Origin of the sequence: Chitinophaga sp. (assembly GCF_039596155.1) — a bacterium.
In the GTDB taxonomy this organism is placed as follows: domain Bacteria; phylum Bacteroidota; class Bacteroidia; order Chitinophagales; family Chitinophagaceae; genus Chitinophaga.
Window position 1 is genome coordinate 121,133 of record NZ_JBCNKF010000008.1, and the last position, 23,932, is coordinate 145,064.

At 39.7% G+C, this 23,932-nt stretch carries 23 protein-coding genes and 1 tRNA gene; 15 read left to right on the plus strand and 9 right to left on the minus strand.

The features are described 5' to 3' along the window. Window positions 1-526 precede the first annotated feature (526 nt). From ABDW33_RS10200 to ABDW33_RS10210, 3 genes are all read left to right on the plus strand, one after another. Window positions 527-754 (plus strand): hypothetical protein, encoded by a 228-nt coding sequence (locus ABDW33_RS10200; protein ID WP_343689956.1) that lies wholly within the window; start codon window positions 527-529, stop codon window positions 752-754. A gap of 738 nt (window positions 755-1,492) precedes the next feature. Next, complete coding sequence (locus tag ABDW33_RS10205) at window positions 1,493-1,936, plus strand: hypothetical protein (protein ID WP_343689957.1); 444 nt, start codon at window positions 1,493-1,495, stop codon at window positions 1,934-1,936. Window positions 1,937-1,946: 10 nt separating this feature from the next. Beyond that, on the plus strand, window positions 1,947-2,105 hold the full coding sequence (locus ABDW33_RS10210; RefSeq protein WP_343689958.1) for a hypothetical protein: 159 nt from the start codon (window positions 1,947-1,949) through the stop codon (window positions 2,103-2,105). Window positions 2,106-3,573: 1,468 nt separating this feature from the next. Here ABDW33_RS10210 and ABDW33_RS10215 read toward each other — a convergent pair. Further along, window positions 3,574-5,352 (minus strand): hypothetical protein, encoded by a 1,779-nt coding sequence (locus ABDW33_RS10215; protein WP_343689959.1) that lies wholly within the window; start codon window positions 5,350-5,352, stop codon window positions 3,574-3,576. Window positions 5,353-5,528: 176 nt separating this feature from the next. Here ABDW33_RS10215 and ABDW33_RS10220 point away from each other — a divergent pair, with 176 nt between their 5' ends. Together ABDW33_RS10220 and ABDW33_RS10225 are read left to right on the plus strand one after the other, a co-directional pair. Further along, window positions 5,529-6,269 (plus strand): DNRLRE domain-containing protein, encoded by a 741-nt coding sequence (locus tag ABDW33_RS10220; protein ID WP_343689960.1) that lies wholly within the window; start codon window positions 5,529-5,531, stop codon window positions 6,267-6,269. A gap of 303 nt (window positions 6,270-6,572) precedes the next feature. Then, complete coding sequence (locus tag ABDW33_RS10225; protein WP_343689961.1) at window positions 6,573-7,592, plus strand: beta-eliminating lyase-related protein; 1,020 nt, start codon at window positions 6,573-6,575, stop codon at window positions 7,590-7,592. 189 nt (window positions 7,593-7,781) lie between these two features. On the opposite strand, the gene ABDW33_RS10230 is transcribed toward ABDW33_RS10225, so the two are convergent. The 3 genes from ABDW33_RS10230 to ABDW33_RS10240 form a co-directional block, all read right to left on the minus strand. Further along, the gene (locus tag ABDW33_RS10230; RefSeq protein WP_343689962.1) at window positions 7,782-8,225 is read right to left on the minus strand and encodes a DUF1772 domain-containing protein; all 444 of its coding nucleotides are present in this window, start codon (window positions 8,223-8,225) and stop codon (window positions 7,782-7,784) included. Between the two features lie 96 nt (window positions 8,226-8,321). Further along, on the minus strand, window positions 8,322-9,077 hold the full coding sequence (locus ABDW33_RS10235) for a hypothetical protein (protein WP_343689963.1): 756 nt from the start codon (window positions 9,075-9,077) through the stop codon (window positions 8,322-8,324). A 26-nt stretch (window positions 9,078-9,103) separates the two neighbouring features. Next, the gene (locus ABDW33_RS10240; protein ID WP_343689964.1) at window positions 9,104-9,883 is read right to left on the minus strand and encodes a helix-turn-helix transcriptional regulator; all 780 of its coding nucleotides are present in this window, start codon (window positions 9,881-9,883) and stop codon (window positions 9,104-9,106) included. A 70-nt stretch (window positions 9,884-9,953) separates the two neighbouring features. On the opposite strand from ABDW33_RS10240, the gene ABDW33_RS10245 reads away from it, so the two are divergent. After that, window positions 9,954-10,027 (plus strand) — tRNA-Asp (locus ABDW33_RS10245). 179 nt (window positions 10,028-10,206) lie between these two features. Here the strand turns inward: ABDW33_RS10245 and ABDW33_RS10250 are convergent. After that, a complete protein-coding gene (locus ABDW33_RS10250; protein ID WP_343689965.1) occupies window positions 10,207-11,748 on the minus strand; it encodes a P-loop NTPase fold protein in 1,542 nt (513 codons plus the stop codon). 42 nt (window positions 11,749-11,790) lie between these two features. Here ABDW33_RS10250 and ABDW33_RS10255 point away from each other — a divergent pair, with 42 nt between their 5' ends. Further along, on the plus strand, window positions 11,791-12,498 hold the full coding sequence (locus ABDW33_RS10255) for a hypothetical protein (RefSeq protein WP_343689966.1): 708 nt from the start codon (window positions 11,791-11,793) through the stop codon (window positions 12,496-12,498). 527 nt (window positions 12,499-13,025) lie between these two features. Here the strand turns inward: ABDW33_RS10255 and ABDW33_RS10260 are convergent. The 3 genes from ABDW33_RS10260 to ABDW33_RS10270 are packed head-to-tail and all read right to left on the minus strand — an operon-like array spanning window position 13,026 to window position 14,921. Next, complete coding sequence (locus ABDW33_RS10260; protein WP_343689967.1) at window positions 13,026-13,601, minus strand: hypothetical protein; 576 nt, start codon at window positions 13,599-13,601, stop codon at window positions 13,026-13,028. Further along, window positions 13,598-14,083 carry a sigma-70 family RNA polymerase sigma factor gene (locus ABDW33_RS10265; RefSeq protein ID WP_343689968.1) on the minus strand — a complete coding sequence of 162 codons (486 nt, stop codon included), beginning with the start codon at window positions 14,081-14,083 and terminating at the stop codon, window positions 13,598-13,600. Before ABDW33_RS10265 ends, ABDW33_RS10260 begins: the two co-directional genes overlap by 4 nt. Before the next feature lies 1 nt (window position 14,084). Continuing rightward, window positions 14,085-14,921 (minus strand): alpha/beta hydrolase, encoded by an 837-nt coding sequence (locus ABDW33_RS10270; RefSeq protein ID WP_343689969.1) that lies wholly within the window; start codon window positions 14,919-14,921, stop codon window positions 14,085-14,087. 542 nt (window positions 14,922-15,463) lie between these two features. Between ABDW33_RS10270 and ABDW33_RS10275 the strand changes: the two genes are divergently transcribed. Next, window positions 15,464-15,691 carry a hypothetical protein gene (locus ABDW33_RS10275; RefSeq protein WP_343689970.1) on the plus strand — a complete coding sequence of 76 codons (228 nt, stop codon included), beginning with the start codon at window positions 15,464-15,466 and terminating at the stop codon, window positions 15,689-15,691. A gap of 599 nt (window positions 15,692-16,290) precedes the next feature. Here the strand turns inward: ABDW33_RS10275 and ABDW33_RS10280 are convergent. Beyond that, the gene (locus ABDW33_RS10280; protein ID WP_343689971.1) at window positions 16,291-17,040 is read right to left on the minus strand and encodes a glycosyltransferase family 2 protein; all 750 of its coding nucleotides are present in this window, start codon (window positions 17,038-17,040) and stop codon (window positions 16,291-16,293) included. A gap of 329 nt (window positions 17,041-17,369) precedes the next feature. Here ABDW33_RS10280 and ABDW33_RS10285 point away from each other — a divergent pair, with 329 nt between their 5' ends. The 7 genes from ABDW33_RS10285 to ABDW33_RS10315 all read left to right on the plus strand — a co-directional run bounded on the left by ABDW33_RS10285 (window position 17,370) and on the right by ABDW33_RS10315 (window position 23,924). After that, on the plus strand, window positions 17,370-18,182 hold the full coding sequence (locus tag ABDW33_RS10285) for a lanthionine synthetase LanC family protein (RefSeq protein ID WP_343689972.1): 813 nt from the start codon (window positions 17,370-17,372) through the stop codon (window positions 18,180-18,182). A gap of 34 nt (window positions 18,183-18,216) precedes the next feature. Beyond that, entirely contained in the window at window positions 18,217-20,622 is a 2,406-nt protein-coding gene (locus ABDW33_RS10290) for an outer membrane beta-barrel protein (RefSeq protein WP_343689973.1), read from the plus strand. Between the two features lie 108 nt (window positions 20,623-20,730). Continuing rightward, the gene (locus ABDW33_RS10295) at window positions 20,731-21,036 is read left to right on the plus strand and encodes a class I lanthipeptide (protein WP_343689974.1); all 306 of its coding nucleotides are present in this window, start codon (window positions 20,731-20,733) and stop codon (window positions 21,034-21,036) included. Window positions 21,037-21,068: 32 nt separating this feature from the next. Continuing rightward, a complete protein-coding gene (locus ABDW33_RS10300; RefSeq protein WP_343689975.1) occupies window positions 21,069-21,287 on the plus strand; it encodes a class I lanthipeptide in 219 nt (72 codons plus the stop codon). A 59-nt stretch (window positions 21,288-21,346) separates the two neighbouring features. Continuing rightward, entirely contained in the window at window positions 21,347-21,571 is a 225-nt protein-coding gene (locus ABDW33_RS10305; RefSeq protein WP_343689976.1) for a class I lanthipeptide, read from the plus strand. A gap of 23 nt (window positions 21,572-21,594) precedes the next feature. Continuing rightward, complete coding sequence (locus ABDW33_RS10310) at window positions 21,595-22,752, plus strand: lanthionine synthetase LanC family protein (RefSeq protein ID WP_343689977.1); 1,158 nt, start codon at window positions 21,595-21,597, stop codon at window positions 22,750-22,752. 11 nt (window positions 22,753-22,763) lie between these two features. Continuing rightward, window positions 22,764-23,924, plus strand: a complete 1,161-nt coding sequence (locus ABDW33_RS10315) for a lanthionine synthetase LanC family protein (RefSeq protein ID WP_343689978.1) — start codon at window positions 22,764-22,766, stop codon at window positions 23,922-23,924. Window positions 23,925-23,932: the final 8 nt, after the last annotated feature.

Genomic DNA, 23,932 nt, shown 5'->3' on the forward strand with positions numbered 1-23,932 from the left:
TTAGGAAGTGCTCATAGATTAAAGTCTATGGGCATTTTGTTTTAGGAAAGTTCTGTGCTGGTGAGGGTTGGATCCTATTTACTGTTTTATCTGTTTTTAGTGTCTCTTATTTTACGAGGTATCATTGGAGTTAGCAGTACATCTTTTTGGAGGTAGTATAGATACATGCTTTACACACTTATCAATCAAATACATATCTGCTGCTTTGGCCCATTTTTCACAAAAGCAACTAACCCAACTTTAAGAAATGGAAGGCAATAGAATTTTTATTACCTATTTCCTGTATAAGTTGAAGAAAACATCTAAATGACAGATACCCATTTTGGTTAGAATAACTTATGAGGGCAATAGGCTGAATCATAATACAGGACTGTTTATAGAGGAGAAGTCTTGGGATGGCAGGAAGTACCAGCTTAAGGGGAATAAACGGGAAGTTTCTTTTGGATATTTAAAGACACTAAGATGGGAACAAGTTAGCTGTATAGATTTGCAATAAAATTTATTATTAATTCTAAACATTCATTGTATGGAAAAAAGACTTCAAGAACTTATTATGGCTATTCCCATGAATGAACTATTCTTGGTTGAAAACCCTTCAGAAGATCATCCTGACAATCAAAATTATTACAGATTGAAGGATATGGGGGTTGTAAAACTACATGATACTGAGGATAGTGGAATCATTGCAGTGGGATTAACAGCACGAGGTATTTTGTTGCAGAAAAAAAATCAAGATTATAGAAGAGAGGAATAATCGATATTATTAATAAGCATTACGACTAATTAGGCCATCTAATTGGCCTTTTATGTAACCTTCTATAATGATAAAGACTCTACTAGTTTACATTTGCGACTAGTAGAGCTTTTATTAAGATGGAGGTAATGATTCACTATAAATTCCTGTTTTATCAATTTAAATTATCCTACCTAGCCAACAATACTATGATCAAATTAATAGGCTTGGTTCAGAATATAGAAGTCTTCAAGCTAAAATGCAGGAAATAGCTGATGATAATGAAGATACCTCAGAAGTTGAGGCAGAAATAGAATCTGTATACTCACTGTTACTGGAATGAAGAGGCTGAATATAAGAAAAGGAATATGTATGAATGGAGATTAATTCCATTCTGGATAGCTGAACGACTTATTCAGAAGGGAGAAACTGTATTCAGGCATAGGGTAAATAATTGGTGAGGGATTAAAGATATTATGTACACAGGTATCCTGAATTATAAAATATTATCAAAGCTATAACAAGGCTTTAAGGTTTTACAATGGAGCAGTATATGGGGCTGAGTTTTTACTCATTGCCCCACTCTATTTTATCACCATAAAACTTATGCATGCTATGTGTTAAGAGTTCTTTTTATATTAAAATGACAACTGGTTTATTGATATAAGTATTTGATAATCAATTGATAGTTAAGTTCTTGTTTACTTATATTTGCGATCTGAAATACCATTAATAATTATTCATCTTTAATAAGACACAATGCAATATGAAGTATACAAAAACCTTTACATAAAGGATGCATATAGTATTTTTGATTTCTTCAGTATAGGCCCAAGAGGTATAATTTTAAAGAGGATTGCATTTATTCCCACTACTAATGATATAGTTTATAACCTATCATTTGGTGATGTTACACTAGATGGAGAAATGAGCAGTTATTCTGTCAGTGACAATGGTGATAGAAATAAAATTCTGGCAACAGTTGCTTATGCTGTAGATATTTATCTCGAAGAATATCCTGACAGATATATTTTCTTCACTGGTAGTACTGATGGTAGAACCAGACTTTACAGAATGGCAGTGGCATTGAATTTTGATGAGCTTTCCTTTAAATTTGACATTTATTGTCAAACAGATATGGGGATCATTCCATTTCAAAAGAATATTCCTACCACTGGGATATTAGTAAAGAGAAAATCTTAAATTTACAGTCATGAAAAAAAAGGTAGTAAAATATAAAAGCACTTTGTTTAACAAGGAGATCAGACTGATCATTGATGAAAAACCAAGTGGTATAGATTTAAAAAAACAGTGCCCAGCAAAGCAAGCAAAGGTTAATGAGCTGCTGAAAGGGGTAAAATTACCATCCTGATTAATTTTTTGAAATCATATTGAAGCCATCTGATTCATCCCAGATGGCTTTTTTGTTCCGGGTTAGTAATAGTTGAGGTTGCTGGAAAGTAGCCTTTTCTTTTTAATACAATCAGCTTACCCATGTTACCATAGTAAGCTAAGTAAGTGTCTACATAAACCTTAACTGTATTCTTTCCTGCTTTCTTACACAGTAACAGACAATACAAGTAAGCAGGACTTGCGTAAAATCTATTAAATCAAACAATCTTTAATCAAATGAAAACATCGCATCCTTTATTAATCAAGGGGTAAAATATCCTGATGCTATTGAATACATGATTAATAACATGAGCATAGATAAAGTGTCCAGAACGGGAGTTACTGGGGACCTTCGGGATTTATGGAGCTTAAAGGTTCGCCTGGACCGGCAGCCATTCCCAAACAAGCAAAAGATTTGACTGCAGCAAGCAGGTTATGGGAGCTGGGAGAAAAACTGACTGGGGTGAAATATCCATTTTAAGCCCGGTCGCAATTGCGATCTGTACGGATGAATGTGTGTGTGAACTACCAGGTAGACCTGAACGCTTTAACAAGCCTCAATCGATCTACACAAAAAGTTGCCTCCTCTACATATCACCGATATTTGTATCAGCATTTAATCGAAAGAACGGTATTAGTTACAGATGGTATAAGAAAATAACACTTGTACTTTATTCAATAGAAAGTACATCTTTATAATGTTTCATTTCTCCTGGAGCAGAAGAACGCGTTACTTTTGCTTTCCTCCAAACTATCGAACTGCTTTAATCTGGCTGTTCATCTTTTCTGATGTTCCGGGTTTTACCTGTTCAATGCATAATACTTTTCAATAACTACCTTTCTAAGAGATTACATCCGGCTATCAGTAACACAACATTGATTCAATAGCGCTCAAATAGTTCGTGCATCTTTTTTAAATCCGTACATTTAGTAAAATTTAGCAGGTACCCTTATGAGAAATTTGGTGACGCCTTTTATATGTTTTACTGTATTCTTATTGATGGCCTGTACCTCCTCGCGTCATTTTGAGAATACATTTACATCCAAAGGATGTAACATTGACTCAGTAAGGAAACAAAGTGAGATAGCTTTTGCAAAACTGGATAAGAAACGTAAAACACCCAAAGGGTATTTTAAAACACAGGTCTATGAAAATGATACATCTATCTTTGTATCACGTTCTCATGCTGATGGAAATATTAGAAACGGTGGAGGTATGTTTTTTGAGATTTCGAAAAGAACATGTAAAATAATAGATGGTTACTTGTTTCAATAGCTGATGTGACTATTGCACTGATAAAGGCATAAATATTTCACAATACCTCCAAAAGCAGATAAAACCTGATCCGTTAACCCACAAAAAAAGGCCTTCAAAATCGAAAAGATTTGAAGGCCTTTTAATTATTCTCCAAGTGCCGATGCCTGCACCGCAATCCGCACTTGTATACCTACTTCACCGATATCTTCCCAACCGCAATCCTGGTCTTTCCAAACACCCTATCTGCACGCCCTACCATATAAAAATCATTCCCAAACGCTGCACCTTTCTTTGGCATAGCCGCAGGAATTTCCCGGTTACTAAAAATCATTTTGCGACTGATCTTACCTGTCAGCTCATCAACTGTAATAACAAAGCAATCTGATTTACCAAACCGGCTTACAGACTTTACCTTCTGGCCTGTTTGCGTTACCCCTGCATTTCTGGGATTATCATTCAGCACGAGGTGAATGTTATTACCTGATCTGATCACTCCAAACCCTGAATAGAATGGCATAGTCAATGCTGTAAAGAAGCTGAACCCGCTGAACGTCGCACCACTTCCGTATGTACTGTATGAAACTGCATATCGTTCTTCCTGGGATTTAGGAACTACCTCCAACCAGTCAAGGTCACCTTTCGCTGCAACTTTACACATCAGCAAGTCTCCGCTGGAATATACGCGATAGGTAGTGGATGACCAGTGACCGGGTGCACCATTCACACCTGGTGTGTAACTTGATGTGCTATAAGTATATGTATTAAAAGATTCTGCCAGGATCGTAAGACCTCCGTCTGATGCATAAAAGATCTTTCTGAACCGCATGTACCTGGAGAAACCTTCTCCTTCTTCCTTCGCATCTTTGCTTTCCTGTGCTGCCTTTGCAGTCTTATCGTCTTTATCTTCTTTGCCGTTTTTGCCTTTCTTACCTGATGTAGTTTCCTTGCTATCTTCCTTATCATCGTCTTCCTCATAATCACCGTCAGACAACATGGCATCGTTGATTGTCTTATCAATAGTTGAAATTACCTGCCCGGTATTGGCATCAATTCTCTGCACCAGTAAACCATTTACTTTCCGGCTTTTCTTTTCATTGCTGTAGAATGCAGCCAGTACCAGGTCCTGGTTCCTCTCCTGCAGCAGTTTGGTGCTGCTCAGCCATTTACCATTGATGGTGGTGTTGATCTCAGATTCCTGTTTACCGCCTTCATTATACATGCGAATATTGTAGTGGTTAAAGTCCAGGAACTTCGCCTTCTTCTTTTTACCTTCTTCATATTCATAAGTACGACCTACCAGGATGATCTTCCTGTTGATAGTATATATCACATCTTCCAGCTGGTATTTTTTTGTTTCAAATTCATTTGAGATAACAACAGGTGCAGCTCCCTTCAGTTTATTATCAAACTCCTGCACCCTGTACTCATTTCTTTCTTTCCCCTGCACACTACTTACAATCACCATCTTTGAACTGTCTGTATTGTAGGTCAGTCTGAACTCAATCTTGTCTTTCTTTGACTCCTGCTGGAAGGATGCTAGTCTTTGCCATCTTATGGACAGGTCGCCGGATGCCTTATTCACTTTGGCAGCGAATAGTTCAAGCATCCTGTCCCTTCTGTTATAATTGGATGCAAAAATGAAGAGGTCATTACCCAAAGGGAAGAATTGTTCAAATTCTTTACCCCGCAGGTCCTTATCATAGTTACGACGGTAGGTTTCTGAAAGGTTGGCGTTCATTTTTATGAGCGTGCCTGAACCTCTGAAAGTAGCGCCAATTACATAGTAGGCTTTCATTTTAATGTGGGCTTCTTCCAGGTAGATGCCGGTGTTGTCAGTACAAATCACTTTAAGGTCTGTGGAGCCTTTTTTTAGTTTGATGTCCTCCCCCCATTTTACGGAGGTTTTTTGTTGGGCCAGGCAGGAAATGCTGATAGCAAGTGTTAACAGATAGAGATAAATAGATTTCATGAAAGGTTAATTATAATGAAGGTGCAATGATATGCCAACAAATGACATTAAAAAATGATTTTGCATTATATTTTTCCACTGTCGTCGAGGGTCAGTTGACTACCACTAAATTTAAACTGAAAGGATCCTCCGCACTCCTATAAGGTTTTCCCTATTAAAACATAAAAAATCCCATCATGAAAATCAAAACAATGTTCATTGGTATGTTCGTAATGACATGCCTGTCTATTGCCGGCTGCCGTAAGGGTAATGATGTCAGTACGCTGGCTGGACAATCCGCGCAGAAGTTAAACCTTGCACCTGGTGTACACTCTTTGGAGATTTCCCTGTTATCCAGTAGTGTTCAGTATGATTGTTTAGTTAACAGTTATACGAGTTATGCAGGCGTCAACCTGGTAGGTAACCCGGATCTTGCTGCCTCTGCCTGGACTTATTCTGGCACCCCGGGCATTGGAAGAGACTTTTTTGGGTTTTCAGGCATCAGTTTCCTGCCTCCAGGCACTACGGTAACCTCCGCTACCCTAAACCTGTATGAAATGGCTTCCGGTACTGCGGTAGCCAACCCGTCAGGGAATTCCTATTATCCCGGATCGCCTTATAACAGTTATGGCACAAATGCCTGTTATATAAAAAGGGTAACCGGTACATGGAGTGAATCGACAATCACATGGAATAATCAACCTTCCACTACCACTGTCAATCAGGCGACTGTACCAGCTTCCACCTCACAGTGGAATTATAATGTTACTGTGGACGTGACTGCGCTCGTACAGGATATAGTGAACAGCGGTCAGAATAATGGATTTTGTTTACAACTACAATCGGAGAGCTACTACCGTAATTTAAATTTTGCGGGCCATAGAAACAGTGATGCTACTAAATGGCCAAAACTAAGTATTACCTATTCTATTCCTTGACCAGTTTACTATAAAGCAGCATTTGATATATTGCCCCTTCCATGCTGCCAGAATTGCACTCCTTCAAAGATGACATTTTGTAATACCCCAAAAGAGTCCAACTCATTTGGGGTATTATTTTAACCGGTTTCCTGCCGCGGTGGCAGTCGCTATCGGTGAGGGCTTCAATTGTTTACCGGCAAAAGTGTTCACGCTATGGCTAGGTATTCGTGCGTTTGCGTACTATATTTACAGCGCCCCGGACTGGCCATGCCATGCTGAATTATTTACATGTCCCCACCCGGGCGATTATACTTTTACATTATGATAAGTTTTAAAAGTGATTATAGCGAGGGTGCTCTCCCTGCTATTTTAAAGGCCCTGGCCGATACAAACGAGATCCAGCAAGGAGGTTACGGTGATGATGATTACACACGCGAAGCCATTGACCTGATCCGTGAAAAGATCAATCATCCGCAGGCTACAGTGCACCTGGTATCTGGTGGTACACAAGCCAATCTGACGTTTATTTCATCGGTGCTGCGGCCTTATGAGTCTGTCATTGCTGCTACTACCGGGCATATATTTCATCATGAAACCGGTGCTATCGAAGCTACCGGGCATAAGATAGAAACAGTGTTTGCCCAGGATGGGAAATTATCGCCGGCATTGCTGGCTACCTTTATTGACAAAGTAGCCTACTTACATATGCCACTGCCAAGGCTGGTGTATATTTCCAATTCTACAGAATTGGGTACGCATTATCTGAGAGCAGAACTGATCGCGCTTTGGGAGTATTGTCAAAGTAAAGGGTTATTGCTCTTTCTGGATGGCGCACGACTCGCTTCAGGTATGCAGGCAGGTGACCTGCGTTATGAAGACCTGGCGAAATACACAGATGCATTTTACATGGGAGGAACGAAGAACGGCGCATTGATTGGTGAGGCCATCGTGATTAACAATCCATCATTGCAGGAGTATTTTGTGTACAACCTGAAAATGAGAGGGGCATTACTGGCAAAGGGACGGTTGTTAGGAATTCAGTTTAGAGAATTATTCAGGGGAGATACTTACTTGTCAATAGGTGCCTATATGAATGAATTGGCGGGGAAGTTATCGGCAGGCATCCGTGAAGCGGGATATGAATTTCTGATTGAATCAAAGACGAACCAGATCTTTCCTATTCTACCCAGGACGATAATTGCCCGGTTGGAGCAGAAATATGCATTCTATGTATGGCAGCCGGTCGATCGTGAACGGGCAGCTATCAGGTTGGTGACCAGCTGGAATACGGCGACCAAAGCGGTAGAGGCGTTTGTAGAAGATCTGAGGGCCTGCAGGTAGATGATGTAGACCTATCCGTCATAATTTGCACAGACATATACGATTTGTCAATCGATGGGTGATATTTCCTGTTCCATTTAGATGATCCATTATTCTTTCATCCGGCTGTTTATGGATCCTGGTAATAAGAATAGTGCTCACATGCAGATGAGCCGGCACCGGCCATGTTAAAATCCACGAACGCGGTTGCTAATCCAGAGATATGAGTGTTAATATAAATGCAGCCAGGCTACAAAGTGTTCTGATGTGATTGAGTATGTTCCATTTCATTTCAAACTGTGCACGCATAGCACGAAGCTCTTCTATACCTGCTCCCTGAACAGAGAATGCTTCCAGCATATTGTTCAGCGGAATATTACCAGCTATTGTTACGCCCATTACGCCGATATAATAACTGAGGGTAGCCAGTAGCAAGCAGATACTGTAATTACGCCACATACATACTGGTAACAGGAATACCGGGCCAAAGAAGCAGATAAAAAATAATGGATTTTGAATGGCCTGATTCAGTTTTTGAAAAGCCAGCAGATATTCCTTATCGGGGAGTAATGCCAATCCTTTTGTTACAGATATCGACCAGCAATAGAAGATGCCAGCAATTAAACCGAGGAGGATGGTGGTGCATATTTTCATTGTAATGATTTTATTGAATTGCGTAAGGTTTTATTTGAGAACCGGCTCTTATCTTCATTGCCAAAGGGTGCTTGTTTGGAAATTTGAGCATGCCGTTTATTTAAGGGAGGCGAGATAATTCGCGATAAGCGCCACTCCTTCTTTGTGGATGATGTGTGTACCTATCAGTGGCATTTTACCGGTTTGCATGTATTTTAAAATGCGCTGTTTGTATTTGGGATCCAGGTAGGCATCATATGCCAGGCGTAGATCTGATTGGTGGCACATGCCAGTTGGATGGTGGCAATGTGCACAGTTTACATCCAGGTAGGCGCGGGCACGTTTTTCCAGTGACCATGTGGTATCCTGCCAGTTGGGAAGTGGTGATACGTTTGTGAGATCAGGAGCTTCCAGCAGGCCTGCCTGTATAAAAGAAGGGATCTGGTGGTATATATTCCGGGCTTTAACTCCAATGGGTTGAAGGTCTTTGCCGTGGCAGGAATGGCATTGTCTGATAGTCGGAATGGTATAACCACTTGGGCGTTTTTCTCTGCCTTTGGTTAAATATGCGTCCTGTTGCGCGACATCCCATATGTAAGTACCGGCTTCCCAGTTTTGCGCGGTTTTTATCAATACCCTTGTTTCTATCTTGATACCTTGTTGTGAAAAGGTCTTAAAAAGTATCGTTCCTTCCGGAAATTGGGGCAATCCATTATCTATGATGATGATTTTTTGGTGGGGAGGTATATGGATACTTCTTGCTTTATCTGTATAATCGGAAAATAAGGAAGTCGCCACCTCGTATGGAATGGAGGATGGATAGTCTGATAGTCTAGGCAGGAGGGCTGTTAATAAGAGCAGGAAATGTGTCATTTGCTTGTGTTATTACAACACAAAACTCAGCAACCAGTCATTTTTAAAATAGAATGATTCCGACAATGTTCGAGCGGGGTGACACCGGTGAACTTTTTAAACCAGCGGATAAAGTGGGATTGGTCGGCATAGCCGTTAGCGTAGGCGATGTCGGAGAGCTTTGAAAACTGGCCATTATCCAGCATGTACAGGGCTGCCTGGAACTGGGCGATGTTGGAGAATAAGCGGGGGGAGATGCCAACATATTGTTCAAATCGTCTTTCAAAGGTGCGCTCTGTGAGGTTGAGTTGGTAGTGTAGGTATTTTAAAGAGGTTTTGCCTTTACTGGCCAGGATTTGACGGGTAGCATATTGCATGGTGAGGTCTATAGGGGTGATGATCTTTTCGAGGTAGGAAAAGAGGATTTCGAATTGCCGTTGGGGTGAGGAGGTATGCCATAATTGTTCGTTCAGATTGACCTGTGGCAGGGCGGGCAGCAGGGATATATCCATGCATTCATCGGTCAGTTCTTTGGCATGGAGCCGGAAAATGGAAGGGAGTACATGGGGATGAAAGATGAGGCCAAGGATCCGGCAGTTGGGTTGGGTGTGTAAAATAATCGGGTCGAGTGTCTGGCCGAATACAAAGGAGTGGGCGAGTTTTTTTCCCTGGCTTCCCAATGTCATTCCGGATTGCTGGAAGATGAGGCCTGTCCGGCCATCGGCAAAGATGGGGAAGGCATTTTCAGCGGGTCCTTCTGCGTACCAGACACGGGAAATGTAGGGTTGCAGGTGGGAAGGGATTTGTATGTCGGGGGGAAAAATCATCAGAATAAAGTTAAGAAAAATTTGGTGATTCAGATGAAATGCGTACATTCGCGTCCCGATCAGGGAAAAAGGATCAGTAGTTCAGTTGGTTAGAATGCCGCCCTGTCACGGCGGAGGTCGCGGGTTCGAGTCCCGTCTGGTCCGCAAGGAAAATAAGAAGCTCACGTTAGGCGTGGGCTTTTTTATTTTAGTCGAGTGGATAGTCGAGTTCCGATATTTGGAATGTTTCTTTTTCACCTAACCTTATATAGGTTGACTAGGCTATTTAAATTTTATTTTAAAGTCTCGAAATTAAATTTGATTTATTTTGACACTCCACTTGGTCATTTTATAAAGTAACGTACAATCGAGGACAATTCATCTGCAAGTAACGAATAAGAATTAATCTCCTTCATATTATCTAAAGAATCCCTGTTAAATATAAATTCATAATTAATTCCTTCAAAATAATCCCCTTTATTATAGGGATTTCTGGGTGACCATTTTAGCGGAATCTCAAATTGGTTTTTACCTATCATTCCATAAGGATTACTTTGAGAAACCAAATTATATCCATTACTTCCTACTCCTTGCCAATGAAAAAAAGATTCTGCGACATTATTACTTTTCATTTTAGATATATGACTAGGAATAAGTATTGAAGAATATATTGTTAATACTTCTTCCATGGGAAAATTAAATTTTTGATTCTTTAATTTATTAAATCCATCCAGCATTTCATTCACTCCTCCAAAAGCAATCTTAAGTAAATTTAGAACATACAATAGATCCTTTTCAATCCTGACGTTAATATTGAAATTTTTCACAAACGTTTCATGAATACGTAATCCAGGACTTGTACTGATTTTAAAATCTAAATAGGTATCATCAACATTCATCTCTTTTAAGGAAAAATTATTAATCTTCCGTAAGTTTCTAATTTTAAGGATTTCAGCTTTAAATAGTCCGATTAACAATGTTTTTAACAATGACTTATTCTTGTCATCTAATGAATTAAAAAAATGATTATTCTCGCAATATGTGATAATTGAATCAGATAAAGAATAATGGAAAGGTTCAAATGAATAAAATTTTTCAATATACCCCTCAAAGTCAGCACGATCCCCATATCGATGCTTAAATAGACTTTCTAGATTATTTTTATCACAGACAATTATGACCTTATCAAACCCAAATTTATCATTATCCAAGTGATCATTATGCGCACTTAAAATATTTAATATTCTAAAAATATGTTCAGGATCAAGTCGATCAAGGTCATCTATTATTAAAATATTTTCTTGATTATTTGCATTCTTAATTCTTTGTAAACATTCACAAATAATATGAGTAGTCAAATCTCTCTCATAAATAGACCCCTTAAATTGTAAAGAGTCAGTGATATATTTCTCAATTTTACTAAGCTCAGTTCCAATTCTATTGTGTTCATTCGAGTTTTTGTACTCCTCAATTTCTTCTGTTACAATATCCTCAATGTTAATTCCTGTCTTTTCTTCGAGTTTTTTGGATAATGCTTTTATTGTTGTTTTGCGAAGCAACCTAACAAATATTTTCCCAGCATTGTTAAATACATAGGTATTTATTGCCAATTGTTCTGTTGTTGGGGGCTCTTGTTGGTCGTAAATTATTTCAATTAATAACTTAGCAATATCAATTTTGATCCATTCGAAAATATCCTGATTTGCTCCAACTACATAATTTATGGGAGAAATATAAAATACTGAGCTATTATTATTCTCATAGTATTTTTTTAGAAAATAGGATTTCCCGATACCGAACCTTCCGGAAAATAATATCCGCTTATTATTATTAATATCTAGATGTTTACTAAACTTTTCGGAAGGAGTAGCAATATTAATTTCCATCAAAAAATTATTTTCAGTAATTTAAATAAAAAGAAACTGTGTATGAAAAAGAAATTGATGAGTTTGGTTCTTTTTGCGACCTTTAGTACTCCTGAAAATTTTGAATATATCGAGTTATTACTTAATAACACCCATCTCCATTTTTCCAAAGCAATTCCAGCTTGGAGCATACAAGCATCTAAAAGAAAACTGATTACATACTATTGGTATTCACATGTTCTTCCACATTTTATTAGCCTTTTGGTTTTATCCACCTTAATTATGTTAATGATTGACTTTAGTGCGTTTCATATACTACCTATTCTTTTAACAGGGATTCTATCATGGCCAATTTTAATATTTTGTCTTTATGGGCCATTATTTTATAGTGATTTCTTACTGAAACTAGATACTGCTATTTCCATATATGAAGGAGACCATATAAAGGCTCTTAAAAAATGTCAACAAAAACAAATGAGTAATTTGGCACTAGCTATAATTTACTATTCGTTTGCCAAAGGTTTAAACTTATCAATTGGGAATATAAATCATAAATATGGAGAAATCTTAATGGTTTTATTCGGCAAATACCCGGATGATATGCAGAAAAATCTGAAAATGCTTACTTGCAGGATTTCTAATGTATCAACTCATAAAATCACAGAAATAGAAAAAAGTATTAAGGAAGTTCAGGAATTCTTTTCTTCTATAGAGTATAATAATGGCTTAGAAATATTAGAGCAACTTGATAGAAAATTCAAAAAATTGTAATAATCTATACACCGCATGCCAAATGCTATCAAGGCCTGAAAAAGTATACTTTACTTTTTCAGGCCTTGACTTTTCCCTAACATTGAGGAAAATGTAAAGTGATGGAAGGTAATGTGAAAAATGAACTTACATGATAATGTAAGGCAGTGATTTACAACTTCACAAATCATCTTCTTTTGATTCACTTTATAAAGTTATTTTATTGATGTTTGATTAACAAATCAAATATTGAGCCCTCCTTTCAGGACAGCTTTAGGATGATTCGGCAGGTTCGTATTTGCACATCTAATTTTTTATAGCGCGCAACTCAAAAACAGAGATGTAATCAATTGAATTATCTCTGTCTTGACAATTTTGCGGACGGTGTCCGCAAAATGTTAGAACATGCTTTGTAAAAGCCTTTACATAAATAGAGATGTCTTTCCCGTATGGAGTTAATACCTGCTTTATTTAGATTTGAAGCAATTTCCTTGTAAAGTTGGTGAATTGCAACCATTGGTAATCAAGACATATAATTGATACATCCATTAGATATCAATGTCACGCAGGAATGTCAACATCTTTATTTCTTTTTTTATCTCCCGTATCATAAAAAATGTAAAAACAACCAGAAAGCAGCCTCCTGAAATAACGATGTACACAAAAAACGCTGTTGAAAAAGATTTTTTAAAAGCCGGTAGCAATAATAAGAATCCGGTAGTATAAGCTGATAGGATTAGAGGTGTTGCTACGTAATGTATCATTTTTCGGCTTTTATAAAACCGGGTAATGTGTCTGGTGTAATTCCTAAAGTCAGTACGAATATCTATTCGATTCAGGGTAACAAGGCTCCAGGTTTCTATTACCACCCGCAATACCAGCGACAGTAACATGAGGAGTATGCCGGCATGAAACCAGCTTGCCCTTAGTCCCGTAAAAACAGCTATATACCAGACAAAGAGCAGGATGCTTATACCCAGTATAGCTGTATTCCAATATTGCCTGATTTTAATTTTACGTGTTTTTTTCTCTGCCAGCTCAATCAGTTCTTCCAGGCGGGAAGAAACTTTAATTGCATGGCTTTGCTGGTTCCAGAGATACTGAATAGTGTCGAATGAAGTCATAATTGTACACAATTAGTTAGTTTCTTTTTAATACGATGTATTCTTACCCTCAATGTATCACCGGTAATGCCTATTATATCAGCAATTTCCCCGTAATCCATTCCTTCCAGAATCATGGTAATAATTAATCTATCTGTGGCCTCCAACTGTCCGATACAGGTATACATTTTTTTCAACTGCTCTTCCCTGATGGGGTTGTAATCTACCTGTATTGCATCAGGCAGTTCCGGCATAGGAATTTCTTTTTTTACGGCCGGTTTTCGTTTGTGTAGCAAACAACAATTAAGAGTAATCCGGTATATCCAGGTGCTTATCCGGGATTCATTGCGGAAGCTTTCCAAGTGTTGCCATATTTTAATAAATACCTCCTGGACTGTGTCGTTGGCGGTATGTTCGTCTCCCTTGAAATAGCCTTTACATATCCTGAATACCTTTGCCTGGTGTTCTTCGTAAATGATAGCAAACTGTTCTTTTTTATTCACGTTATCGTAGGCTTTCAGTTATTTTAGATAAGAACCACTCCGGTTGGTCATACATAATAAAATGGGCGGCATTGTCTGCATAATAGATTGTTTTCTCATTAAGATTCGCATATTGTTCGTTATAGTTTTTTTCAATTGCGGCTTTATTGGGATAGGTAGCTGCCAGGATAACAACCGGTATTTTTATTTTTGTAAGGTCAGCCCTAAGATCCAGTTTCAGTAAATCAACATAACCGTCTACGTACGTGGACCTGTCTGCCTTCATTATCCATTCAACAACCTGACTTTTCTTATCTTTGTTTAACATGATATAGGCTGTCTGTTGTTTCGCCATTTCCAGGAAAGCCGTACTATCCATTTCACGTATCTTTTTGCTGTAAGGATTATCATACCCTATATTTTCCGACTTATAGCCAGGCATCATCAATACTCCTGTACATGGTAAGGCATCAACAACTATGATCTTTTTAAACATTGCGGGCTCTGTAGCTGCCAACCACAACCCCAGCGTACCACCCAGGCTATGTCCAATAATAGTGGCGCCCTGAATTTTATGATTATTCACATATTTAATTACTGAGTCCTTAATATTCGGCAGCCATGGTTTCCCGATAGGGGGCACATCTCCAAAACCTGCAAACGTGAAAATGTGGCACTCATAATGTTTGGATAATTCACCGGTAACGCCTTGCCATAGGTCGCCCGTACAGGCAAATCCCGGGAATAACAGGATGGGACTTCCTTTTCCTACAACCTTTACATTGAACGCTGACTGCGCCTGCCCCTGGAAGCAGCACAAAATAAACAAGAAACTGAAAAATATTGATCTGCATTTCATATTGATGGTTTTTACTGTTTCTTATTTGATGCAGCCTCACTCAAATTGTTACCGGATTTTGAATAAAAATTATTGGCAATGCCAACAAATTTTAGGAGAGGTATATCCGGGAGCGAAGGGAAATGGCAAAAGAGTGGTCATATGGTCAGAATATATATCGATATTTGGCTAATACAATTTTTTATAACCTTATGGGTTAAATGAATGAAACGAGGCCAGTAGGTAGTTAGCCAGCACCAGGCTGGTAAAGTCAATATCCACGCGCTTTGCCCTGCTACTGTTTACTATTGGGATAAATGATAAAGCTAATAACGGTATGTAATAGGATACGCATCAGCAGGTATATGATAGGTATGGGGTATCGGCGTATCAGCAGTAAACAACCGAATCTGTTACATTACCTTAATTTAGAAAAGGACATATCCCTTTTATCGGAAAATAGATGTCGTGGTCATTAATTCGCCTGGCTGGTTCTCAACAACCCGGCGATATTGTATAGGGATAAATTCCACTAGTAAATCTATGAATTGCAGATAAATAACATGGAAAAAGTATTAACAATCACTATTACTATATTGTTGGGGATTTATGCAATAAGTAAAAAAGGATTTTCAAATGGTAATACACATTTTGCGGCAGGCAATATTGTGGATTCAAATGACTATTATATCTACCATATAGATAGCGTTAGTAATACCTATATCATATCTGCTAAAAATGGAGGTCACCAGTATAAAATCTTAACGAGTAAAAAAAAACGGGTTATGTGATAATAAAATAAAAATAGGAACAACTTATCATTTAAACATTGAAGGGGTTTTTCATAAATTTATTCCACGAGACGGAGTAATGCCTGCAGCTGGCTTACTAGTCGATTCCGTAATATATCTCGAATTTGAAGACGGTTTTGTAAAAGACTTCTATACAACGAAGGATTTACGAGGGTTGTGTATTATAACTAAGTAAACGAGAAAAATATATTGAAAGTTTACAACTAAAAACGAAACTATTGAAGTAGGTAAATGATGAAAACTCAAATTATAAGTTGATTATGCAATAACAATAAATTGTAGGGTTAAGTAGTGGTGTGTTGACATTTACATGTTACGTTTCCACTACTTGACCTTACAATCAAAAAACGAATGAAGAAGTTGTAAAGGGAATAAGTCAGCAATGAATATGAATCCTGTAGCAATTCCTTTCGGGAACTTTTAGAAATGATACTAATGAATAAATAGTTTCAATGCTATACCAGGTCCGCAATAAAGCAAAGACGCAGTAACACCGCTGAACAATGCATTAATGGATAGGCTTTTATAAAAAAATATATGTCGTACTAACAAAGCACAGTACTAAGTACTGTGCCGGATCAGCTGATGATACTTACTAAACGTTGCATCGGCAGGCGTTGGCGTATGTGCGCTTCTGCATCATATTGCAGTTGTCTGGTATGAGGTTTTGCATGATCATTGTTATCATGAAAACGGTAGACATATACAATGTTAGGCAGACATGCGATATGTTCATGCCCTGCGATCTCGATCAGGGGAAACATGACAGCCATATCACTGGAAGCCATATAGTAGCCGCCGGTAGCATCCCTGAGTGCATTTAACTCAGGGTCCTGTGCCATCAATTCCTGCCACAGACTGAACTTAAATGTTTTGAGGTGTGATGATTTCCATGGTGCCTGGCGGAGATTATTAACTTCGTCTTCGGTGTAAGCTGTGCAATGACCAATATTTCCGAACTGGTCCATATATTGACCGTATGTTAATAACTTGCCTCCATTATAATAACGATCCAGGATCTGAAATACATAGTGACCGTTGAGATAATCATCTCCATCCAGTAATACAATCACATCTTCCGGTGCAAAAGTATGAGTAGTTAAAAAGTTAGCGATGTTTCCGGTGGGGCCAAGTCTGACAGGATTACGTTGCTTGTGTACTTTATCTTCGTCGTCAGGAATTAAGTCGAGACATCCATCAGTGGATTCATCATCTACAAAATAAACTTCGAAGTTGTCGTAAGTCTGTGCTGCCAGAGAGTTGTAGCATTCTTCAATGAAATTTTTAACATTGCGGAAGGTAACGAGGACAATAAATTTTGTTTGCATTTTGTGGAATTGGGTTTGATGATGTGGGTTAATTTCTAACCATTAATTTAATGATTACGCAGTTAAAAAAGTGAAATTATTTTTTGAGTGTTCATTATTGAACGATTTTTAAAAAATCAGAAAAATTATTTTGACGGAAGAAAAAATAACACTTACTTTACAACACACGGAAACAGTTAGAACTGTTTGGACCTATATTCACCTGTCATTATCCAATTGTAATTCCAGTGTTATGTTAAGAATCCTATTAAAATAATCAGAAGACATATTGGCTATCGAAAAAATTATATAGTAACCCAATTTTTTTGGTACTCTAATTCCACAATCAAATGACCATTGCCACTACAATTGATTGGAGGCAGGAACTTGTTGCCCATTGCGCAGATTACTTGCTTATCAATGCCGGTTTCATCAATGATCCTGGTTTATGGACGGGGAAGCTTGGTATAGCATCCGCTTTACTAGCTTATAGTGAGACGAATGGATCGACTATTTATAATGATTTTGCCGCAGATCTGCTGGAGGATATGTATATGCAGGTGGACCGTCAAACAGGCATAGGATATGCAAATGGCCTCACAGGTATTGTTGCTGGCCTGAGTTATCTGCAGCGCGCAGACTATATTTCTCTTGATCTGACAGAAAGTATGATGGAAGCGGAAGCTGCGATTACTGCTGCCATTGAATATCCGGATCTATCTTCCCTGACAGATGTTGCAGGTATGCTTTATTATCTGCACAGGCGTTACCAGGATGAAATAAATGCAGGGAGAACGTTGGTAGCAGCTGGTTTCCAGGCACAGTTACAACGCCTGCAGGAACGAATTGCCACCTTATCGTTAGCAGAGGCCACAAATGAAGAACGTTTATTACTCTCACATATAACGGGAATTCCGACAACAGCTAAGCTGCAACTGAAGGAAGAACAGTATGTTTATCGCTTTTATTTATTGCACAAAGCAGGACAAAATACCGACCAGCTGGCAGACCAGTTACGTGCGGGGGAAAAGTGGAAAACACTGTTAAAGGCGAATGCGATGGGATTAAAAGACGGGGTAGCAGGCTTGCTGTTAATGATGCTGGCTGATCAGAATAAAAAAGCACTGGATATGTATCAGCAACTATGCTGGTTCGATATCTAGCCTTCCATAATACTATTTATGTCTGTACTTTAATATGAAGATATCATCACTTATCATTTTCTTTTTAACGTTCGTTATTAAGGTAAATGCACTCTCAATCATCATCAGGGGGATTTTGCAGGATGCAGATACCAAAGAAGCCATTCCGGGAGTAACCATGCAGGTCCATATCAAGGGCAGACTGCTGACGCAGGCAATGAGTGATGCGCAGGGGAGGTTTACAGTTACTGCAAACGCAGATAGTGGGGATACACTTTATATACAATTAAGCCATACAGCCTATACTGTCACTACAATCAAACATGTGGTGAGTGGAGATGAAGCTGACCTGGGGATTGTGTATTTGAAAAGCGGATCGCGCCAGCTAAATGTCGTAGATGTTAAAGATTCCAGATTGGTACAATCAGTAGCAGGCGGATATAAAGTGAATACATCTGCGTTATTGATCGGACAGGCCGGTGATGCGACCATGTTATTAAACCAGGTGCCTGGTGTACAGGTAGATGAGAATGGTGGTGTTACTGCCAGAGGTGCTAATATGGCTGTATACATAGATGGCAGACCTACCAACCTGACAGGGCCTATGCTGCAGAGCTTTCTGCGTTCTACACAAGGACAAAATATAGAATCTGTTACCGTATATACTGATCCTCCTGCGAGGTTTGAAGCGGCAGGCGGTGGGGGCATCATCGATATCCGTATGCGTAAGGACCGCCGTAAAGGCTTTACTGGTAACTTTGGTGCCGGATATTCAGATCTGCCGGCCGCAGAAGGTTCCCTTGGACTGAATTACGTGACCAGCAAACTGCGGATCTATATGAATGGCAGTATCAATTATAGAGAAGGTCGTACACATAATGAAAACCGGCTGATCTATAAAAACGCAAAACCCGATTCCACTTACTTCCGGCAGGAAGAGCAAACCCACCAATATACGCATAGTAATTTTGTAAGTATTGGTGTTGATTATGACCTGGACAGTCTGCAGACACTGGGGATGAACTTTAAAAATATTTATTACTATGGTGGTTATCCCAAACAGCTGGTCAATGATCGTACGGATGCAAAGGAGCAGGTGTTTGACTTTTACAGGCAGACGAATGATAACGTTGTTAATAATAAATTCTGGCTGGCAGATATTAACTATCGTAAACAATCAAAGAAAAGGGATAAGGAACTGACCGTTGACGTGAACTATGGTAAGTATCATCCTTATACCCTGATAGATTTTGCACAGCAGTATTCAGGACAGGATACGGTAAGAAAACAACAGAATACGACCGGACAGTATTTTAACCTGTTCACATTCGCCACTGATTATAGCTGGAAGATCAATGACAGAACGCGATTTGAAGCAGGTGCGAAAGCAGGTATTACAAAGACAGATAACCGGTATAACGTCATTGAATATAATAATAGCATGGATACTTACCTGCGAAATGAGATGCTGTCAGATTCGCTGTTGTATAAAGAACAAATAGCAGGTGTGTATGCCACGATCAGCAGAAGTAGTAAAAAGATATATTATTCACTGGCAATGCGGTTAGAAGATACGCATTACCGGCTGAATAGTAAGGATGGCAGATCATTCTCCAGAAATTACCTGAGCTTATTTCCGAACCTCTATTTGCGGTTTAACCTGCGTGAATCACAAGAGCTGGAGTTCTATGTGAACAGGAGAATAGAGCGGCCATCATATATGTATCTGAACCCGTTTATCAATAATGTAAATCCACAGGAGATCAGTTTTGGTAATCCCTATTTATTGCCGGCATATACCTATAAATTCCAGACGTACTATAACCGGTATTTCAATAATAATCAGAGCATCACTTTATCTGCATATGTTCGGTACATTGATCAGATCATCAGTGAAACGGTATTGCCAGACCCGGTGAACCCTACAATTATGAACCGGAGTTATGGTAATTTTCAGAAAGGGATAGCTGTAGGTGCGGACCTTAGCCTGGAGAAGCAGATTATGAAGGGGGTAACCAGCAGCTGGTATGCAAGTGTGCGCAGGACGCAATATTCATTTGAGAAGTCTACTACGACGTTAGGTGTGCCTGCACCAATTACAACATTTAACGGGTCTGGACGGATCACGTGGAAGATTAATAAAATGTTGACAACACAGGTATCGGGCAATTATAATTCGCCGTACAATTCATTTCAGACGAAATTATTCAGCAGTGCTTCGGTGAATGCGCTTTTGCAGGCGCAGGTGGCAAAGCCCCTATCCGTGACTGTTTCAATATATGATATTTTTAGGACCACCAGGGGATATAGTGAGTTAAATAATAATTCGCTCTATGCAATGTATAGGGGGACTTGGGCATCAAGATTCATCGCGCTAAAGGTAAACTATAGTTTTGGGACATCTCCGTTCCGGTACAAAAAGAGAGTCGAAGTGCAGTCCAATGACCGGATAGGTATATAATCCAGGAATCACCAGATTGACCAGCTTGTTAACTTAAAAAAAACGATCACTCCGCTATCGTAAGGCCATTTCTTTGCCCTTTGCAAAGAGGAAAAAATGGCCGGGGAAATGGAAATTTCCCCGGAAGGGCCGCTATTACTGAAAAATCAGCAACATGAGCCATATAACCAAATCTTTCTTTTCATTCTTAATCCAAATCAATTTATGAAAAAGATAAACATCGGGAAAAAACTTTCCCTCGACAAGGAGACAATTGCCAAGCTGAACGAACAGCAAATGCAGCATGTTCAGGGCGGTGACTCTGCTGTCGCCTGCACTGTCAGCTACTTCTCCTGCGCCGGACAATGCCCTGGTTCACAGCAAGGTGGTGGCGGATTTGCCAGCTGCTGCGAGGATTCTTGCCATAAATATTAGTACAATTACTCATCTTAATTTAAGCACTAGTTATGAAGAAAATTAACCTCGGGAAAAAACTTTCCCTCGACAAAGAAACAATTGCCAAACTGAATGAGCAACAAATGCAAAATGTTCAGGGTGGTGACTCTGAAATCGCTTGTACTGTGAGTTACAACTCCTGTGGCGGTGGATGTCCAACATCTGTACACTACAATGCACTGGTTGCCGAGGTGATGCCGTTCGGTAGCTGCTGTAAAGGCTCCTGCTAATTACTGAAGCTCGTGTTGCTGATTTTTATAACATGCGTTTCACCTAAAAATTAACCCACATGAAAAAAATTAACCTCGGTAAGAAGCTCAAACTCGATAAGGAAACCATTACCCGTCTTAATGAACAAGCCATGGTACAGGTTTCCGGAGAAGGTATTGTCGCCATCAGCTATGTCTCCTGCCTCGGTAGCTGCCCGGCTTCCGGCGTTGATTACACCGTCCCGGCCCTTGCCCAGATAGCGCCTATGTGCAACTCCTGCTGTTACCATTCCTGTAATGGTTGATTGTTTGTAAATAATTTAACTATATGCAAGCCTCATTACTAAAAAATATCGCTGACAGCCTTGAGCAGAATGTGGATAGAGTGATGTCTATTGATTTGAAGAGAGGTAAACTGGGACTTTCACTCTTCTATATGTTATATGGTGAATATACCGGCGAGCAACATTATCTCGATAAGGCAGGTAGCTTTATTGAAGATGCACTGGGTGCATTGAGCAGTAATTACAGCAGTTTTAAGCTGAACCTTGAACTGTCTGAGCTAGGGCGCTATGTCGCCTATCTCAACAGGGTACACCAGTTGGACCTGGAAGTTGCTGATCTGTATGACTTTCTGGATGATTTCCATACCACGAATCTGAATGATAATATTGACCGGAGGGATTATGACCCATTCACCGGATCGTTGTTGAACGGGTATTATTTCCTGTCTCGTCTGCCTGACGCACATGCTGCAAAGCAGGTGGAAAAGGTTGTGCAGCAATTGGACTCACTGGCTGTGCCGACAGACGATGGAGGTTTGTACTGGATATCGTCATTGCATCAGAAAAATGAAGTGTTCCTGGGACTTAGCCATGGTAGTGCGGCTGTTATACTCTTTCTCGAAAAGGCCATGCGGGCAGGAATTGCGCCGGATGTTTGCCGACGGGTGATGAAAGGTGCGATCACGTATATAATGGCCAACCGCTTTACCCAGCCTGGCATGCACAGCCTGTTCCCCACTATTGTAGGTGAGCAGGAAGAAACACCTCTTTGCTGGTGTTATGGAGACCTGGGTGTTGGTATTGCGTTGGAAAGAGCTGGCATCCTGCTGGGCGAGCCTGTATACCGTGTTTACGCAGAACAAATATTTCGAAATGCGCTGAACAGGCGCAGTTTTGAGACTACCAGGATGGGAGACGCAAGCCTTTGCTACGGTGCTGCGGGTACTCATGTTTTGTTCCTGCAATATGCTGCTACCAATAGTGACCCGGTCTTTAAGGAAGCAGCTGATTACTGGTATGAACGGATATTTACCTATCAGCAGGATAACGTTGATACGTGTGGATTTAAGGCCATGTTCAATCAGCATTATCCCGAAACAAATGTTTGTTTTATCGAAGGTATCTCCGGCATTGGAATCACAATCATTGCCCGGATGACGGGTAAATATGATTGTCTGCAGGAATTTCTTTACCTCAATTAACACTGTCATTTATGGAACTATTGCAGGTCAGCAGCATCAAAGATAAGCTGCTGGAATTGGAAGGGTATTTCCCTGAATTTAAAAGGGACCATGACTATCTGTTGAATGGGGAAACCGGTATGGCACTGTATTACTTTTACCTGGGTCGTTTGCTGGATGAGCCAGTGTTTACAGCGCGCGCGCTGCAATTGACAGATGCTGTCATTGATAATGTGCATACTCCAGGCCGCTTTTATGGGGGGGCTTTCAGCCTTGGGATCACAGGCCTTGCCAGTGCATTATGGGTCATGAAAGGAGAAGGGTTTATTGATTTTGAAGAAGAGGAACTGGCAGCGCTGGATGAGGGTATTTTTTCATGGGCACAATTCCAGGTGCAAATTCATAATACTGATTATCTGCATGGTGCGGCCGGTGCATTATATTATTTTATTCTGCGGAATAAAGCGGAACTGGCAGCTGTATTGATGAAGGCTATCTTTTCCGGTGCTGTTGAAGATGAAAATGGTATCCGCTTATTTAACCGTTTTGAACACAATCCCCGCCCTGAGGATATAAACCTGAGTTTATCACACGGACTTAGTGGCTTGCTGCTGATCCTGATTGAAGCTTTTCATAAGGGTATAGAACCTGCATGGTGCCGTGAAATAATCAGCAAAGGGTTACAATATATTGAACACCTGCATCAGCGTTTCCCGGTTATCAATGGCATTTCCGAATATCCCGTGGCGTATACGGATGCCACTGATACCATTCATGGAAGTGAGCGTTTGGCCTGGTGTTATGGCGACCTGAATATTATATTGTTAATGTATCGTGCCAGCCCTGTATTAGAGGATCCTTCATTAATAGAAAAAGCTACAGCGCTGGGTAAATTAGCCTGTACCCGTCGAGCGGAACAGAATACTAAAATTGTCACACCTTTTTATTGTCATGGTTCCAGTGGCACTGCCTCTTTCTTTGAAGCTCTTTATAATATCAGTGGGGAGCGCTGTTACCAGGAAGCATATACATACTGGAAAGATGTGACGATCCGGATGTTCACTACAGATAATGTGAGGACAATGAGTGATGGCCCGTTCTCCATGCTGGATGGTCCTATAGGCGCCGCTTACTTTCTGATGGATGTGGCAGCAGGCAAGCGTATGCTTTGGAATAAGCTGTTTTTACTTTAATCCCGATC

What these genes read in the sequence shown, in the direction of transcription:
- ABDW33_RS10200 (WP_343689956.1), top strand. Translation starts at nt 527, where the DNA reads ATGGAAAAAAGACTTCAAGAACTTATTATGGCTATTCCCATGAATGAA.
- ABDW33_RS10205 (WP_343689957.1), top strand. Translation starts at nt 1,493, where the DNA reads ATGCAATATGAAGTATACAAAAACCTTTACATAAAGGATGCATATAGT.
- ABDW33_RS10210 (WP_343689958.1), top strand. Translation starts at nt 1,947, where the DNA reads ATGAAAAAAAAGGTAGTAAAATATAAAAGCACTTTGTTTAACAAGGAG.
- ABDW33_RS10215 (WP_343689959.1), bottom strand. Translation starts at nt 5,352, where the DNA reads ATGAAATCTATTTATCTCTATCTGTTAACACTTGCTATCAGCATTTCC.
- ABDW33_RS10220 (WP_343689960.1), top strand. Translation starts at nt 5,529, where the DNA reads ATGAAAATCAAAACAATGTTCATTGGTATGTTCGTAATGACATGCCTG.
- ABDW33_RS10225 (WP_343689961.1), top strand. Translation starts at nt 6,573, where the DNA reads ATGATAAGTTTTAAAAGTGATTATAGCGAGGGTGCTCTCCCTGCTATT.
- ABDW33_RS10230 (WP_343689962.1), bottom strand. Translation starts at nt 8,225, where the DNA reads ATGAAAATATGCACCACCATCCTCCTCGGTTTAATTGCTGGCATCTTC.
- ABDW33_RS10235 (WP_343689963.1), bottom strand. Translation starts at nt 9,077, where the DNA reads ATGACACATTTCCTGCTCTTATTAACAGCCCTCCTGCCTAGACTATCA.
- ABDW33_RS10240 (WP_343689964.1), bottom strand. Translation starts at nt 9,883, where the DNA reads ATGATTTTTCCCCCCGACATACAAATCCCTTCCCACCTGCAACCCTAC.
- ABDW33_RS10250 (WP_343689965.1), bottom strand. Translation starts at nt 11,748, where the DNA reads ATGGAAATTAATATTGCTACTCCTTCCGAAAAGTTTAGTAAACATCTA.
- ABDW33_RS10255 (WP_343689966.1), top strand. Translation starts at nt 11,791, where the DNA reads ATGAAAAAGAAATTGATGAGTTTGGTTCTTTTTGCGACCTTTAGTACT.
- ABDW33_RS10260 (WP_343689967.1), bottom strand. Translation starts at nt 13,601, where the DNA reads ATGACTTCATTCGACACTATTCAGTATCTCTGGAACCAGCAAAGCCAT.
- ABDW33_RS10270 (WP_343689969.1), bottom strand. Translation starts at nt 14,921, where the DNA reads ATGAAATGCAGATCAATATTTTTCAGTTTCTTGTTTATTTTGTGCTGC.
- ABDW33_RS10275 (WP_343689970.1), top strand. Translation starts at nt 15,464, where the DNA reads ATGGAAAAAGTATTAACAATCACTATTACTATATTGTTGGGGATTTAT.
- ABDW33_RS10280 (WP_343689971.1), bottom strand. Translation starts at nt 17,040, where the DNA reads ATGCAAACAAAATTTATTGTCCTCGTTACCTTCCGCAATGTTAAAAAT.
- ABDW33_RS10285 (WP_343689972.1), top strand. Translation starts at nt 17,370, where the DNA reads ATGACCATTGCCACTACAATTGATTGGAGGCAGGAACTTGTTGCCCAT.
- ABDW33_RS10290 (WP_343689973.1), top strand. Translation starts at nt 18,217, where the DNA reads ATGAAGATATCATCACTTATCATTTTCTTTTTAACGTTCGTTATTAAG.
- ABDW33_RS10295 (WP_343689974.1), top strand. Translation starts at nt 20,731, where the DNA reads ATGGAAATTTCCCCGGAAGGGCCGCTATTACTGAAAAATCAGCAACAT.
- ABDW33_RS10300 (WP_343689975.1), top strand. Translation starts at nt 21,069, where the DNA reads ATGAAGAAAATTAACCTCGGGAAAAAACTTTCCCTCGACAAAGAAACA.
- ABDW33_RS10305 (WP_343689976.1), top strand. Translation starts at nt 21,347, where the DNA reads ATGAAAAAAATTAACCTCGGTAAGAAGCTCAAACTCGATAAGGAAACC.
- ABDW33_RS10310 (WP_343689977.1), top strand. Translation starts at nt 21,595, where the DNA reads ATGCAAGCCTCATTACTAAAAAATATCGCTGACAGCCTTGAGCAGAAT.
- ABDW33_RS10315 (WP_343689978.1), top strand. Translation starts at nt 22,764, where the DNA reads ATGGAACTATTGCAGGTCAGCAGCATCAAAGATAAGCTGCTGGAATTG.